This is a genomic window from Streptomyces ziwulingensis (assembly GCF_039542605.1).
In the GTDB taxonomy this organism is placed as follows: domain Bacteria; phylum Actinomycetota; class Actinomycetes; order Streptomycetales; family Streptomycetaceae; genus Streptomyces; species Streptomyces ziwulingensis.
This window is the reverse complement of sequence record NZ_BAABIG010000022.1, coordinates 55,563-70,647: the sequence shown is the minus strand read 5'-3', so window position 1 is coordinate 70,647 and position 15,085 is coordinate 55,563. Positions and strand designations below refer to the sequence as shown.

The 15,085-nt window shown below is 71.3% G+C and carries 9 protein-coding genes; 5 read left to right on the top strand and 4 right to left on the bottom strand.

The genetic code is table 11. From position 1 onward, the window contains the following. Positions 1–86: 86 nt before the first annotated feature. Positions 87–1,496 (bottom strand): YibE/F family protein, encoded by a 1,410-nt coding sequence (locus ABEB00_RS11355; protein ID WP_345619221.1) that lies wholly within the window; start codon positions 1,494–1,496, stop codon positions 87–89. A gap of 253 nt (positions 1,497–1,749) precedes the next feature. Between ABEB00_RS11355 and thiC the strand changes: the two genes are divergently transcribed. Continuing rightward, positions 1,750–3,546 carry a phosphomethylpyrimidine synthase ThiC gene (gene thiC / locus ABEB00_RS11350; protein ID WP_345619220.1) on the top strand — a complete coding sequence of 599 codons (1,797 nt, stop codon included), beginning with the start codon at positions 1,750–1,752 and terminating at the stop codon, positions 3,544–3,546. Positions 3,547–3,615: 69 nt separating this feature from the next. On the opposite strand, the gene ABEB00_RS11345 is transcribed toward thiC, so the two are convergent. From ABEB00_RS11345 to ABEB00_RS11335, 3 genes are all read right to left on the bottom strand, one after another. Continuing rightward, positions 3,616–4,482, bottom strand: a complete 867-nt coding sequence (locus tag ABEB00_RS11345) for a hypothetical protein (protein WP_345619219.1) — start codon at positions 4,480–4,482, stop codon at positions 3,616–3,618. Positions 4,483–4,664: 182 nt separating this feature from the next. Then, positions 4,665–5,756, bottom strand: coding sequence for a metallophosphoesterase (locus tag ABEB00_RS11340; protein WP_345619664.1), 1,092 nt, complete (start codon positions 5,754–5,756; stop codon positions 4,665–4,667). A 245-nt stretch (positions 5,757–6,001) separates the two neighbouring features. Continuing rightward, positions 6,002–7,114: a LacI family DNA-binding transcriptional regulator gene (locus ABEB00_RS11335; protein ID WP_345619218.1), complete on the bottom strand. Its 1,113-nt coding sequence runs from the start codon at positions 7,112–7,114 to the stop codon at positions 6,002–6,004. A 424-nt stretch (positions 7,115–7,538) separates the two neighbouring features. Between ABEB00_RS11335 and hisC the strand changes: the two genes are divergently transcribed. The 4 genes from hisC (at position 7,539) to cydD (ending at position 15,074) form a co-directional block, all read left to right on the top strand. Further along, on the top strand, positions 7,539–8,618 hold the full coding sequence (gene hisC / locus ABEB00_RS11330; protein ID WP_345619217.1) for a histidinol-phosphate transaminase: 1,080 nt from the start codon (positions 7,539–7,541) through the stop codon (positions 8,616–8,618). A gap of 277 nt (positions 8,619–8,895) precedes the next feature. After that, complete coding sequence (locus tag ABEB00_RS11325; protein ID WP_345619216.1) at positions 8,896–10,401, top strand: cytochrome ubiquinol oxidase subunit I; 1,506 nt, start codon at positions 8,896–8,898, stop codon at positions 10,399–10,401. Between the two features lie 20 nt (positions 10,402–10,421). Next, positions 10,422–11,426, top strand: coding sequence for a cytochrome d ubiquinol oxidase subunit II (gene cydB, locus ABEB00_RS11320; protein ID WP_345619214.1), 1,005 nt, complete (start codon positions 10,422–10,424; stop codon positions 11,424–11,426). 90 nt (positions 11,427–11,516) lie between these two features. Then, on the top strand, positions 11,517–15,074 hold the full coding sequence (gene cydD, locus ABEB00_RS11315; protein ID WP_345619662.1) for a thiol reductant ABC exporter subunit CydD: 3,558 nt from the start codon (positions 11,517–11,519) through the stop codon (positions 15,072–15,074). The last annotated feature ends 11 nt before the right edge of the window (positions 15,075–15,085 follow it).

Genomic DNA, 15,085 nt, shown 5'->3' with positions numbered 1-15,085 from the left:
GGCCACCCTGCGGTTGCCCGCGAGCGGCACCCCGGCCTCCGTCCGGCACCCCGGCCCGCGGACACGCACCCGTGGACGCGCCGGCGTCAGTGCTTGCGCCGGCGCCCCCGCCCGCCGCGGGCCGTAGCGGGCGGGCGGGCGCCGACGCCGGAGGGACCGGGACCGGGCCGGTCGGCGGAGACGACCAGCGCCGCGAGCGCGGTGGTCACCGGCACGGATGCCACCAGGCCGATCGAGCCGACCAGGGTGCGCACGATCTCCTCCGCCACCAGCTCGCTGTTGGCGACCGTGCCCACACCGCTCTGCGCGATCGAGAACAGCAGCAGCAGCGGCAGCGCGGCGCCCGCGTAGGCGAGCACGAGCGTGTTGACGACGGAGGCGATGTGGTCGCGGCCGATGCGGATACCGGCGCGGTACAGGCCGCGCCGGCCCAGCGCCGGATTGGCCTCGTGCAGTTCCCAGACCGCCGACGTCTGCGTGACCGTCACATCGTCCAGGACACCCAGCGAACCGATGATGACGCCCGCCAGCAGCAGGCCGCTCATGTCGATCGACGGGTACAGCCCGTGGATCAGCCCGGTGTTGTCGTCCGTGTCGCCGCTCAGCGCGGCCCAGCCGATGAAGAGCGAGCCGAGGACGCCGATGATCAGCAGCGAGACCAGCGTGCCGAGCACCGCGACGGAGGTACGGGCCGACAGACCGTGGCACAGGTACAGGGCGATGAGCATGATGGCGCTCGCCCCGATCACCGCCACCAACAGCGGGTTCGAGCCTTGCAGGATCGCGGGCAGGATGAAGAAGTTCAGCACCAGGAAGCTGATGGCCAGCGAGACCAGCGCCATGACACCGCGCAGCCGCCCGACGACCACGACGGCGAGCGCGAAGATCCCGGCGAGCAGGGCCATCGGGAACCCGCGGTCGATGTCGGCGACCGAGTACTGCAGGTCCTTGGGCGCGGAAGGCTCGTAGGCGACCACGACCTCCTGCCCCGCGCTCAACTGCCGCGACTGGTCCGGCTGCACGATCTCGGTGAAGGTGCGGCCCTTGTCGCTGCCGGTGTCGACCCGGATCGTCGCCTTCTTGCAGGTGCCGGCCTGCTGCCGCTGCGCGGAGGACCCTTCCGCGGTCGAGGTGTCACCGGTCGGGGGGACGCCCGAGGCGTTGACGTCCTGGCAGCTCAGCTCGTCCACCTTGGTGACCGTGGCCTGTTCGGTCTGCCGGTCGAAGCCCACCCCGGTGCGCTCGTGCGCGGGCGCGCCGCCCGGCCAGAGCAGGGCGAGCCCCACCACCACGGCGGCGGCGAACGGGACCAGGACGGCCGCGATGACCTTCCGCAGGTGCTGGGAGACCGGGGCCGCCGGGCCGTGGCTGTGCGAGTGCCCGTGGCCGCCGCCGGGCCCGTGGCCGTCGCCCGTGCCATCGCCGGTGCCGGGCCCGGCACCGGGTCCGCGGCCCGGCTCGGGCGGAGGGAAGGAGGGAGGCTGCGTCGTGGTCACGGCCCGATCATCGCAAGAACGCGGGGGGCCCTCTGTTCACCGCGCCCGAACTGACGCTAGCGTGGAGTCACCTTTGTACACGCGGGAGCTCGGAGCACCGGGCTGAGAGGGCGCTGACCTCCGTCCCAGCGATGTTTCACGGGAAACATCACCGAAGGCGGGTGATGTTTGCCACGAAGCGTCGGCAGACGGATACCGCTGCGTCGACCGCCGAACCTGTTACCGGGTAATGCCGGCGTAGGGAGTAGGTCTCATGACCATCAAGGACGCACGCACGCCTGCCGTCACGCGGACCGGGACGGAGACGTCGTCGGGCGCGCAGGACGGGAAGTCCGTCGGCTGGCACAAGGCGTACGTCGAGGGCTCGCGCCCCGGCCTGCGGGTGCCGGTCCGTCAGGTGCACCTCACCAACGGGGAGTCGGTCACGCTGTACGACACCTCGGGCCCGTACACCGATCCGCTCGTCGACACCGACGTGCGCAGGGGGCTGCCGCCGCTGCGCGAGAACTGGATCGTCACCCGCGGCGACACCGAGGAGTACGCGGGCCGCCCCGTCCGTCCCGAGGACGACGGCATCAAGCACACCTCACCGCGCGGCGGGCTGCGCAACCTCGACGCGGTCTTCCCCGGACGGCCGCGGCAGCCCCGCCGCGGCCGCGACGGGCGGGCGGTGACCCAGCTCGCCTACGCGCGACGAGGCGAGATCACACCCGAGATGGAGTACGTCGCCCTCCGGGAGAACGTCTCCCCGGAGGTCGTCCGCGAGGAGATCGCGGCCGGCCGGGCGGTCCTGCCGGCCAACGTCAACCACCCGGAGATCGAGCCGATGATCATCGGCAAGCGGTTCCTGGTGAAGGTCAACGCCAACATCGGCAATTCGGCGGTGACCTCCTCCATCGAGGAGGAGGTCGAGAAGATGACCTGGGCGACCCGCTGGGGCGCCGACACGGTGATGGACCTCTCCACCGGCCGCAACATCCACACCACCCGTGAGTGGGTGCTGCGCAACTCGCCCGTGCCCATCGGCACGGTCCCCCTCTACCAGGCACTGGAGAAGGTCGACGGCAGGGCGGAGGAGCTGACCTGGGAGGTCTACAAGGACACGGTCGTCGAACAGGCCGAACAGGGCGTGGACTACATGACGGTCCACGCGGGGGTGCGCCTGGCGTACGTACCGCTGACCGCCAACCGGAAGACCGGCATCGTCTCGCGCGGCGGCTCGATCATGGCGGCGTGGTGCCTGGCGCACCACAAGGAGTCGTTCCTGTACGAGAACTTCGAGGAACTCTGCGAGATCCTCGCCGCCTACGACGTCACGTACTCCCTCGGGGACGGACTGCGGCCCGGCTCGATCGCGGACGCCAACGACGAGGCGCAGTTCGCGGAGTTGCGCACGCTCGGGGAACTCAACCAGGTCGCGAAGCGTTTCCACGTACAGACGATGATCGAAGGCCCGGGCCATGTCCCGATGCACAAGATCAAGGAGAACATCGACCTTCAGCAGGAGATCTGCGATGAGGCTCCGTTCTATACGCTCGGCCCGCTGACGACGGACGTCGCGCCCGCCTACGACCACATCACCTCCGGTATCGGCGCCGCGATGATCGCCTGGTGGGGCACGGCCATGCTCTGCTACGTCACGCCCAAGGAGCACCTGGGCCTGCCCAACCGCGACGACGTCAAGACCGGCGTCATCACCTACAAGATCGCCGCGCACGCCGCCGACCTCGCCAAGGGGCACCCGGGGGCCCAGGAGTGGGACGACGCGCTGTCCGACGCCCGGTTCGAGTTCCGGTGGGAGGACCAGTTCAACCTCGCCCTGGATCCGGACACCGCCCGGGAGTTCCACGACGAGACGCTGCCGGCCGAGCCCGCCAAGACGGCCCACTTCTGCTCGATGTGCGGACCGAAATTCTGTTCGATGAAGATCTCGCAGGACATCCGTCGCCGGCACGGGGACGGCAGGTCCGAGGCCGAGGAGGGCATGGCGCGGAAGTCCGCGGAGTTCGCGGCCGCGGGCAACCGCGTGTACCTGCCGATCGCGGAGTGACCTGAGGGACGGGGGCGAGCCGTCCGGCCGGGCCGTCCGGCCGGACTCGCCCCCGCCACTCGCCGTCGGTCAGTCCGGCCGGTTCTCCGGGCCCCCGAAGTCCGGGCTGGAGAAGTCCGGGCTGGTGTAGCTCGGACGCGGCCCGGCGGAGCCGTTGTCGGGGCTGGTGAACCCCGGACGGTCGTAGCCGAGCGTGGGCATGCGGCTGGCCGGCGTGGCGGGTGCCCTGCCGGGCAGCGCCGAGGCGCCGGGATCGGCGAGGGCGTCCCGCAGGAACGGCACGATGCCCCGTTCCAGCAGGGCCTCGCGCCAGGCTTCCCTGGCCTCGCGCACCTCTCCGTCGCGTTCGCCGTAGGCCGTGGCCTCGGCGGACGGCCGGTTGCGCAGTGCCGTGCTCAGCAGCCCGACGCCGGCGACCAGGATCGCGATCGCCGTCACGGCGCCGAACACCCAGCCGGTGGTGACGATGGTTCGGGCGAGGGCCGGCTCCGGTTCGAGCATCCGCAGGACGTACCCGACGAGGAGGAAGATCGCCGCGGCCGTACCGGCCAGGACGGGGGCCAGGACCGCGACGACGGCGACGGCGCCCGCGCCGGTGGTCTCGGCCACCTCCCCCATGGCGGCGGCGAACCCCACGGCGTTCGCGTCGGAGTCCGGGCTGCCGGGTCCGGGCGCGGACGACCGCGGGTCGGCCGCGACGGGTTGGCGCAGTTCCTCGCGGACCCTCACGTAGTACTGGTACTCGGCCGCCGCGGCCGTCGTGATCAGTGCGGTGGCGCTCAGCGCCATGGTGCGCAGTTGTTCCGGGTTGAGCCGCTGTCCCATCGCGGCCAGTTCCGGGCGGTGTGGTGCGGAGCGCAGCGCCTCGTTGAGAACCCGCTCGAAATCCTGGCGGTCCTCGCTCAACAGGTACTGCGGAACGCTGTTCATGTGCATCCCCCGATGCTCCGTAGGGCTTGGGGCTCGCATGCCAACGAGCCGTCGGGCAGAAACGGAGGGGAGCCTGCTACGGATAAGGCGATGGTAGAGCGGCTACCGCACGGGGTGACAGGGGGTTTCCAGAAATTGGGTGTCGGCCCGTACACACGCCGTCGGGCGGAGAACGGTCCCGTGAACGCTCAATCGGCCAGTGGAAGCTGCTGGACCAGCAGCTTTCCGGCCATGGTCACGCCACCGTCCATCGCGATGGCGAGGCCCTCGGCGTAGACGTGCGGTCCGTCGACCGTCGGACCGGCGTCGTCCTCGCCGTCCTCGGAGCCGACTTCACCGAGCAGATAGGGAATGGGACTGTGGCCGTGCACGACACGCGTGCCGCCGTACGTGGCCAGCAGTGAGCGCGCGGCCTCGGCGCCGCCCTCGTCGCGGAAGGAGAAGCGTTTGGTGAACTTGCGGAACAGGTCCCACACCTCGTCCGCGTCGTTGCGGGTGAGCGCGTCGTGGACGGTGTCGTTGACCTCTTCGATCGAGCGGCCGTACTCCAGGTAGGCGGTGGTGTCTGAGTGGACGAGGAGGTGGCCGTCGACCTCTTCGAGGGCGTCGAGGCGCGCCATCCACTGCAGGTGATGGTCCTGGAGGCGGTCCATGTCGGTCTTCTGGCCGCCGTTGAGCAGCCAGGCCGCCTGGAAGGTGGCGGTGCCGGCGCCCGAGTTGACCGGGGTGTCGCCGTACCGCTTGGCGCCGAGCAGCAGCAGCTCGTGGTTGCCCATCAGCGCCTTGCAGTAGCCGCCGGCCGCGGCGGCCTCGGCGGAGAGCCGCATCACCAGGTCGATGACGCCGATGCCGTCCGGGCCGCGGTCGGTGAAGTCGCCGAGGAACCAGAGCCGGGCGGTTCCGGCGCACCACTGCCCGGCGTCGTCGACCAGGCCCTGCTCCCGCAGCGCGGCCGTCAGTTCGTCGAGGTAGCCGTGCACGTCGCCGACGACGAACAGCGGCCCCGGACCCGCCGCGGGCTGGGCCGCCGGGTCCGGCGCGGGCTCGCCCGCTGCCTGCGCGGTGTCGTCCCGGACGATGACGGGCAGGTCGCGCTGGGTGGGGGTGTACCCCTCCGGCAGACCCTCCTCGTGCGCCGGGACGACGTCACCGGGGTGCGCGCTCTGGTCGTACGGACCGGTCTCGTGGACGTACGCGGGCACCCGGAAGTCCCGCAACGTCGCCGTCCGCTCCGCCTCGGGTCCCTGACCGGCCCCCTGAGTCATCGACCCCTCCACCATCGCGCCGAAGCTGCACCGCTTCGGACTGCCTGGTCGCAGCGGCCCGCGGTGTCGTGGGCCCATCATAGGAATGTGGATCGCGCTGTGTGATGACCCAGGGGTGGTGAATCGGAGCAGGACTGCCCTTCGGTGGCCCTTTCGCCCCGATTGGCCCGAACTTCGACCGCGTCACACTCACCCCACGGTCACCTCCCGAGAGTTTTCGCTCGTCCGTAACCTCTCCTGTCACCCTCCGGAGGGGTTTCTCACTCGTCGTCGGACGAGCGCGGCGGGCTGACCGTGGTGCGGGGCGGGCGGCGCTGCGAGGAGGTGCGCACGATCATCTCGGTCGGTATCACCTGCTCCACCGGCCGGTCCGACTCGACCCCTTCGATGGCGTCGATGAGGAGCTGGATCACGGCCGTGCCGATCCGGCGCGGCTGCAGCGACAGGGTGGTGACCGGCGGCTCGGTGCTGGCGTACACGGTGGACTCGCTGCAGCAGACCAGGAGCAGGTCGTCCGGGACGCGCAGCCCGTAGCGCCGGGCGGCGGCGAGCAGGTCGGTGCCGTTGGGGTCGAACAGCCCGTAGACCGCGTCGGGCCGGTCGGGGCGGGCGAGCAGCCGGTCGGCGGCGACGGCCCCCGCGCACGGATCATGCGCCGGATAGGACTCGTACACCGGATCCTGGCCCACCCGCTCACACCAGCGCAGGTACGCGGTGGTCGACAGGTGGGTGTACGTGTCGGTGGTGTTCCCCGTGAGCAGGCCGATGCGGCGGGCGCCGGCGTCGGCGAGGTGTTCGAGGATGTCGAGGACGGCGGCCTCGTGGTCGTTGTCGACCCAGGCCGTCACCGGGAGCGCCCCGGCCGGGCGGCCGTCGGAGACCACCGGCAGGCCCTGCCGGACCAGCTCGCTGACGACCGGGTCGGTGTCGGACGGGTCGATGACGACCGTGCCGTCCAGGGCGACGTTGGACCAGACGTCGTGGCGGGAGGTCGCGGGCAGGATGACGAGGGCGTATCCCCGCGCCAGCGCCGCGGAGGTGGCGGCCCGCGCCATCTCCGCGAAGTAGGCGAACTCGGTGAAGGTGAAAGGTTCATCCCCGTACGTCGTCACGGTCAGGCCGATGAGCCCCGACTTGCCGGTGCGGAGCGTACGGGCGGCGGCCGAGGGCCGGTAGCCCAGCCGGTCGGCGACCTCGCGGACATGGCGTCGGGTGGCGTCCGGGAGCCGGCCCTTGCCGTTGAGGGCGTCGGAGACGGTCGTGATGGAGACTCCGGCGGCGGCGGCGACGTCCCTGATGCCCGCCCGGCCCGGCCGGCCGCCTCGGCGTGAGGTTTCCGAGCGGCTCACCTGGTGCTTCCCTGCTGCTGTCATGGCGAGCCGATAGTAGGGCTCATGCAGTGGGGTAGTGCGGACGCATATGCACGCGTTGACAGGCACGTTTCTGCATGGGATTCAGGGGTCAACAGCCTTGCAATGCAATGCTCTTGGCCCACCTCACCCACGTACGTGCGGTGTCGGCGCGCGCGGGCCTGGCGAGGGTCCGATGTTGCGAAGAGGTCTCAACTCACCTCTACGAGGGAAGCGCGCTACGGCGCGAGCCACCGGCGCGTAGATATATGTGAGGCGCGCCCCCCGAATCGTACGCCTTCGTGTGCTGTTGCCCCTGATGCCGCAGGGGCGGGTGAGGTGCCCGCCCGCTCCGTTCCCGGCCGCTCCCCCGCCTCTACGCACCGGAGTCGAATCCTCATAAGGTGAGAAGTATTCGATGCCGGTGGTGGCCACGAGGAGGACTGCGGTGAGCGAGACGAGCCCCAAGCTGCGCGCCGAGCTGGAGGGGATTCCCACCTACAAGCCGGGCAGGCCCGCCGCGGCCGACGGTCCGGTGGCCTACAAGCTGTCCTCCAACGAGAACCCCTATCCGCCGCTGCCGGGCGTGCTGGAGGCCGTGGCGGCGACGGCCGCCTCCTTCAACCGCTATCCGGACATGGCCTGTACGGGGCTGATGAACGAGTTGGCGGAGCGGTTCGGCGTGCCCGTCTCGCACCTGGCCACCGGCACGGGCTCGGTCGGGGTCGCGCAGCAGCTCCTCCAGGCCACCGCCGGCCCCGGTGACGAGGTGATCTACGCCTGGCGCTCCTTCGAGGCGTACCCGATCATCACGCAGATCAGCGGGGCGACCTCGGTCCGGGTGCCGCTGACCCCGGGCGAGGCGCACGACCTGGACGCCATGGCGGACGCCGTCACCGACCGGACCAGGCTGATCTTCGTCTGCAACCCCAACAACCCGACCGGCACGGTGGTGCGGCGAGCGGAGCTGGAACGATTCCTCGACCGGGTGCCGGGCGAGGTGCTGGTGGTGCTGGACGAGGCGTACCGCGAGTTCATCCGCGACCCGCGGGTGCCCGACGGCGTCGAGCTGTACCGGGAGCGGCCCAACGTCGCCGTGCTGCGGACCTTCTCCAAGGCGTACGGCCTCGCCGGGCTGCGGGTGGGCTTCGCCATCGCCCATGAGCCGGTGGCGGCGGCCCTGCGCAAGACGGCGGTGCCCTTCGGGGTGAGTCAGATCGCGCAGGACGCGGCGGTGGCCTCGCTGCGGGCCGAGGACGCGCTGCTCGGCCGGGTCGGTTCCCTGGTGGGTGAGCGCACCCGGGTGGTCGACGGGCTGCGGGCCCAGGGCTGGACCGTGCCGGAGAGCCAGGCCAACTTCGTGTGGCTGCGGCTGGGCGAGCGCACGGGCGCCTTCGCCGAGGCGTGCCAGCGGGCCGGTGTGGTGGTGCGGCCGTTCGCGGGGGAGGGCGTGCGGGTCACCGTCGGGGAGGGCGAGGCGAACGACATCCTCCTGAAGGTCGCGGAGGGGTTCCGCAAGGAGCTGTAGAGCCGCCGGCCGCCCGGGCGGGGCGGTGCGGACCGATGCCCGGTGCCAGAACGCGCCGGGCATCGGCTGTTTCACGCCGGGCGGCGCCGGGGCGTGGAGGCTGAGGGGCTGAGGGGTCGACGTCACACGGGACCCCCCTACCGATGTCGAAAAGCTGTAGGTCATAATTGCTTGTGAATGTGAACGCGTTCACAAGCGTGGTTGATTGCTCCCGATATAGGTGCGACATACACGCACAAACAGCCGCTGACCACGGCGGTGTAAGGAGAGCGACGACGTGGACATGGCTCTGGCGCCGGAGACGCTGGCGCGCTGGCAGTTCGGCATCACCACCGTCTACCACTTCCTGTTCGTGCCCCTGACGATCTCGCTGGCCGCCCTGACGGCGGGCCTGGAGACCGCCTGGGTCCGCACAGGCAAGGAGAAGTACCTCAGGGCGACCAAGTTCTGGGGCAAGCTCTTCCTGATCAACATCGCGATGGGCGTGGTCACCGGCATCGTGCAGGAGTTCCAGTTCGGCATGAACTGGTCGGACTACTCCCGCTTCGTCGGTGACGTCTTCGGGGCGCCGCTCGCCTTCGAGGCCCTGATCGCCTTCTTCTTCGAGTCGACCTTCATCGGTCTGTGGATCTTCGGCTGGGACAAGCTGCCCAAGAAGATCCACCTGGCCTGCATATGGATGGTCTCGATCGGCACGCTGCTGTCGGCGTACTTCATCCTGGCGGCCAACTCCTGGATGCAGCACCCCGTCGGCTACCGCTTCAACAAGGAGAAGGGCCGGGCCGAGCTGACCGACTTCTGGGCGGTCCTCACCCAGAACACCGCGCTCAACCAGGTCTTCCACAGCTTCTCGGCGGCCTTCCTGACCGGTGGCGCCTTCATGGTCGGCATCGCCGCCTTCCACCTGATGCGCAAGAAGCACATCCCGGTGATGCGCACCTCGCTCCGGCTCGGCCTGGTCACCCTCGCGGTCGGCGGCATGCTCACCGCGATCAGCGGAGACACCCTCGGCAAGGTCATGTACGAGCAGCAGCCGATGAAGATGGCCGCCGCCGAGGCGCTGTGGGACGGCGAGCAGCCCGCGCCCTTCTCGGTCTTCGCCTACGGCGACGTCGACGAGGGGCACAACAAGGTCGCCCTGGAGATCCCCGGCCTGCTGTCCTTCCTGGCCCACAGCGACTTCACGTCGTACGTGCCCGGTATCAACGACACCAACGAGAGCCTGCGCGAGCAGTTCGGCCCCGGCGACTACAAGCCCATCGTGCCCGTCGCCTACTGGGGTTTCCGCTGGATGATCGGCTTCGGCATGGCCTCCTTCTCGCTCGGCCTGCTGGGACTGTGGCTGACCAGGAAGAAGTTCCTGCTGCCGGCCGCCTGGCGGACCGGGGAGGACGAGGTGCCCCGTCTGGTGGTGCTGAAGAAACCGCTCGGCACCCGGCTCACCAGGATGTACTGGCTGCTGGCCGTGTGGACGATGGGCTTCCCGCTGATCGCCAACTCCTGGGGCTGGATCTTCACCGAGATGGGCCGTCAGCCGTGGGTCGTCTACGGCCTCTTCCAGACGCGTGACGCGGTCTCCCCCGGCGTCTCGCAGACCGAGGTCATCATCTCGCTGGTCGCCTTCACCCTGCTCTACGCCGTCCTGGCCGTCATCGAGGTCAAGTTGCTCGCCAAGTACGTGAAGGCCGGCCCGCCCGAGCTGACCGAGGCCGACCTCAACCCGCCCACGAAGATCGGCGGCGAGGCCCGTGACGCCGACAAGCCGATGGCCTTCTCGTACTAGGCCGAGGGAGCTGCACAGTCATGGAACTGCACGACGTCTGGTTCGTTCTGATAGCGGTCCTCTGGATCGGCTACTTCTTCCTGGAGGGCTTCGACTTCGGAGTCGGCGTCCTGACCAAGCTGCTGGCCCGGAACCGGCCCGAGAAGCGGGTGCTGATCAACACGATCGGGCCGGTGTGGGACGGCAACGAGGTCTGGCTGCTCACGGCCGGCGGGGCCACCTTCGCGGCCTTCCCCGAGTGGTACGCCACCCTCTTCTCCGGCTTCTACCTGCCCCTGCTGGTCATCCTGCTCTGCCTGATCGTCCGGGGCGTGGCCTTCGAGTACCGGGTCAAGCGGCCCGAGGAACGCTGGCAGCGCAACTGGGAGACCGCGATCTTCTGGACCTCGCTGATCCCCGCGTTCCTCTGGGGTGTGGCCTTCGGCAACATCGTCGGAGGAGTCAAGATCGACCAGGACATGGAGTACGTCGGCACCGTGGGGGAGCTGTTCCACCCCTACGCGCTGCTGGGCGGCCTGGTGACGCTGACGCTGTTCACCTTCCACGGAGCGGTGTTCACGGCGCTGAAGACGGTCGGTGAGATCCGGCAGCGAGCGCGGAAGCTGGCGCTGCGCGTCGGTCTCGTCACGGCCGTGCTGGCACTGGTCTTCCTGGGGTGGACCCAGGTGGACAACGGCGACGGCAAGAGCCTCGTCGCGCTGGTGGTGGCCGTCGCCGCCCTGGTCGTGGCGCTCGTCGCCAACCAGGCCGGGCGTGAGGGATGGTCGTTCCTGCTGTCCGGCGTCACCATCGTGGCCGCCGTGGCGATGCTGTTCCTGACGCTCTTCCCGAACGTCATGCCGTCCACGCTCGACCCGGCGTGGAGCCTCACCGTCTCCAACGCCTCGTCCAGCGCGTACACCCTGAAGGTCATGACCTGGCTGGCGGTGATCGCCACCCCCGTCGTCCTGGTCTACCAGGGGTGGACGTACTGGGTCTTCCGTAAGCGCATCGGTACGCAGCACCTCGCCGAAGCCACGCACTGAGTCCGGCCGGGGTGTGTTTCACCGCCTGTCACGTCGCACGGTCGACGTTTCACGTGAAACACACCCTCGGGACGAGAGGGCATGTTTCACGTGAAACCCATCGATCCACGTCTTCTGCGGTACGCCCGCACCACCCGCCTGTTCCTGATCACGGTCGTCGTCCTCGGCGCCGCCGGTGCCGGGCTGGTCATCGCACAGGCGATGCTCGTGGCCGAGATCGTCGTCGGCGCCTTCCAGCACGGACTGGCGGCGGCCGATCTGCGGACGCCCCTGGTGCTGCTGGTGGCGGTCGCCTGCGGGCGCGGGCTGGTGGGCTGGCTCACCGAGCTGGCCGCCCACCGGGCGAGCGCGGCGGTCAAGTCGGAGCTGCGCGGCAGGCTGCTGCGGCGGGCGACCGACCTCGGCCCCGGGTGGCTCGGCGGTCAGCGCACCGGGTCGCTGGTCACCCTCGCCACGCGAGGGGTCGACGCCCTGGACGACTACTTCTCGCGCTACCTGCCGCAGTTGGGTCTCGCCGTCGTCGTGCCGGTGGCGGTACTGGCCCGGATCGTCACCGAGGACTGGGTGTCGGCGGCCATCATCGTCGCCACCCTCCCGCTCATCCCGGTCTTCATGATGCTGATCGGCTGGGTCACCCAGTCCCGGATGGAACGCCAGTGGCAGTTGCTCTCCCGGCTGTCCGGCCACTTCCTGGACGTGGTCGCCGGACTGCCGACCCTCAAGGTCTTCGGCCGGGCCAAGGCGCAGGCCGAGTCGATCAGGCGGATCACCGGCGAGTACCGCCAGGCGACCCTGCGGACGCTGCGGATCGCCTTCCTGTCGTCCTTCGCGCTGGAACTGCTCGCCACGCTCTCCGTGGCGCTGGTCGCCGTGACCATCGGCATGCGGCTCGTCCACGGCGACATGGCCCTCTACGACGGACTGGTCGTGCTGATCCTCGCGCCCGAGGCGTATCTGCCGCTGCGGCAGGTCGGGGCGCAGTACCACGCGGCGGCCGAGGGGCTCGCCGCCGCCGAGGAGATCTTCGAGGTCCTGCAGACCCCCGCGCCGGCACCGGGGACCGCGCCGGTGCCCGCGAACGGCACGCTGTCCTTCGAGGGGGTGACGGTCCGCCACCCCGGCCGCGCGGTGGACGCCCTCACGGATCTGACCTTCACCGTCGAGCCCGGGGAGACGGTCGCCCTCGTCGGCCCGAGCGGGGCGGGCAAGTCGACACTCCTCGACGTGCTGCTGGGCTTTGTGCGCCCGGTCGAGGGGCGGGTGACGGTCGGAGGAGCCGATCTCGCCGGCCTCGACCCGGCCGAGTGGCACTCCCGGGTCGCCTGGGTGCCGCAGCGCCCCCACCTGTACGCCACGACCATCGCCGAGAACGTGCGCCTGGCCAGGCCCGACGCCGACGACCTCGCGGTGCGGCGGGCGCTGCGGGAGGCCGGGGCGCTGGAGTTCGTGGACGCGCTGCCGCACGGCATGGAGACGGGTCTCGGTGAGGACGGGGCCGGACTCTCCGCCGGTCAGCGCCAACGCCTCGCACTGGCCCGCGCATTCCTCGCCGACCGGCCGGTGCTCCTGCTGGACGAGCCGACGGCCGCGCTCGACGGGGCGACCGAGGCCGAGGTGGTGTCGGCGGTGCGGCGGCTGGCCGCGGGACGGACCGTGCTGCTGGTGGTGCACCGGCCGGCGCTGCTGGAGGTGGCCGACCGGGTGGTGCGGCTGGAGGAACCGGTGCTCCCCGCCCCGGCGCGGGCGACGGCGCCTGACACCGGGGTACGGCAGGCGTCGGAACCCGATGCCGGGATGCGGCAGGTGGGGGAACCTGATGCCGGGATGCGGCAGGTGGGGGAACCCGATGCCGGGGTGCGGCGGGCCGTGCAGCCCGCCGGGGCCGGTGGCCGGGGTGGTCACCTCGGGCGGGTCCGGGCGATGTCGGCGGCCCGGCGCGGCAGACTCGCGCTCGCGCTGCTGCTCGGCAGCCTCGCCCTCGGCAGCGCCGTCGGTCTGATGGCCACCTCCGGCTACCTCATCTCGCGGGCCTCGCAGCAGCCGCCGGTGCTCTACCTGATGGTGGCCGTGACGGCGACCCGGGCCTTCGGGATCGGGCGGGCCGTGTTCCGCTACGCCGAGCGGCTCGTGTCGCACGACGCCGTCCTGCGCATGCTGGCCGACACCCGGGTGGCGGTGTACCGGCGGCTGGAGCGGCTGGCCCCCGCCGGGCTGCGCGGCCGTCGCCGCGGCGACCTGCTGGCCCGGCTCGTCGCCGACGTCGACGCGCTTCAGGACTACTGGCTGCGGTGGCTGCTGCCGGCCGGTGCCGCGGTGCTGGTCTCCGCCGCGTCCGTCGGCTTCACGGCCTGGCTGCTGCCGGCGGCCGGTGCCGTCCTCGCGGCGGGGCTGCTCGCCGCCGGTGTCGGCGTCCCGCTGATCACCGGCGCCGTGGCCCGCCGGGCCGAGCGCCGGCTCGCCCCCGCCCGCGGCGTGCTCGCCACCCGGGTGACCGACCTGCTCACCGGCACCGCCGAACTGACCGTCGCGGGCGCCCTGCCCGCCCGCTCCGCCGAGACCCGGCGGGCCGACGGCGTCCTGACCCGGATCGCCTCTCGGGCGGCCACCGCCACCGCGCTCGGCAACGGACTCACCGCGCTGATCTCCGGGCTGACCGTGGCGGGCGCCGCCCTCGTCGGCGCCCAGGCGGTCGCCGGCGGCCGGCTCACGGGCGTGGCCATGGCCGTGGTGACACTCACCCCGCTCGCCGCCTTCGAGGCCGTCCTCGGCCTGCCGCTCGCCGCGCAGTACCGGCAGCGGGTGCGGCGCAGCGTCGAACGCGTGGACGACGTGCTCGACGCGCCCGAGCCGGTACGGGAACCCGAGCGGCCCCGTCCGGCGCCGGTGTCGCCGTTCCCCGTGGTCGTGAAGGGGCTCGCCGCCCGGCACGCGGGGCAGCGGCGGGAGGCTCTCGCCGGGCTGGACCTGACGCTGGCGGAGGGCCGGCGGATCGCCGTGGTCGGGCCGTCCGGCTCAGGCAAGACGACGCTGACCCAGGTGCTGCTGCGGTTCCTGGACCCGGACGCCGGGTCGTACACCCTGGCCGGGGTGGACGCCGGTGCCGTGGCCGGTGACGACGTACGCCGCCTGGTCGGGCTGTGCGCCCAGGACGCGCACCTCTTCGACAGCTCGGTTCGGGAGAACCTGCTCCTGGCCAGGAAGGGCGCCGGGGAGGCGGAGCTGCGTGACGCTCTCGGGCGGGCCCGGCTGCTGGAGTGGGCCGACAGCCTGCCGGACGGCCTCGACACCCTGGTGGGGGAGCACGGCGCGCGACTGTCGGGCGGCCAGCGACAGCGGCTGGCGCTGGCCCGCGCGCTGCTCGCCGACTTCCCCGTGCTGGTGCTCGACGAGCCCGCCGAACACCTCGACCTGCCGACCGCCGACGCCCTCACCGCCGATCTCCTCGCCGCCACGCAGGGCCGGACGACCCTGCTCATCACCCACCGGCTGGCCGGCCTGGAGGAGGTCGACGAGGTGGTCGTACTGGACGAGGGGAGGGTCGTACAGCGCGGCTCGTTCACGGAACTGGTGGCCGCGGACGGACCGTTGCGGTCGATGGCCGAGCGGGAGGCGGCCGCGGACCTGTTGCTGACGGCGGGGACCCGATGAGCGGACCTCTC

Excerpts from the sequence above, each read along its gene's own strand:
- thiC (WP_345619220.1), top strand. The coding sequence starts at position 1,750 with ATGACCATCAAGGACGCACGCACGCCTGCCGTCACGCGGACCGGGACG.
- ABEB00_RS11345 (WP_345619219.1), bottom strand. The coding sequence starts at position 4,482 with ATGCACATGAACAGCGTTCCGCAGTACCTGTTGAGCGAGGACCGCCAG.
- ABEB00_RS11340 (WP_345619664.1), bottom strand. The coding sequence starts at position 5,756 with ATGGTGGAGGGGTCGATGACTCAGGGGGCCGGTCAGGGACCCGAGGCG.
- ABEB00_RS11335 (WP_345619218.1), bottom strand. The coding sequence starts at position 7,114 with ATGACAGCAGCAGGGAAGCACCAGGTGAGCCGCTCGGAAACCTCACGC.
- cydB (WP_345619214.1), top strand. The coding sequence starts at position 10,422 with ATGGAACTGCACGACGTCTGGTTCGTTCTGATAGCGGTCCTCTGGATC.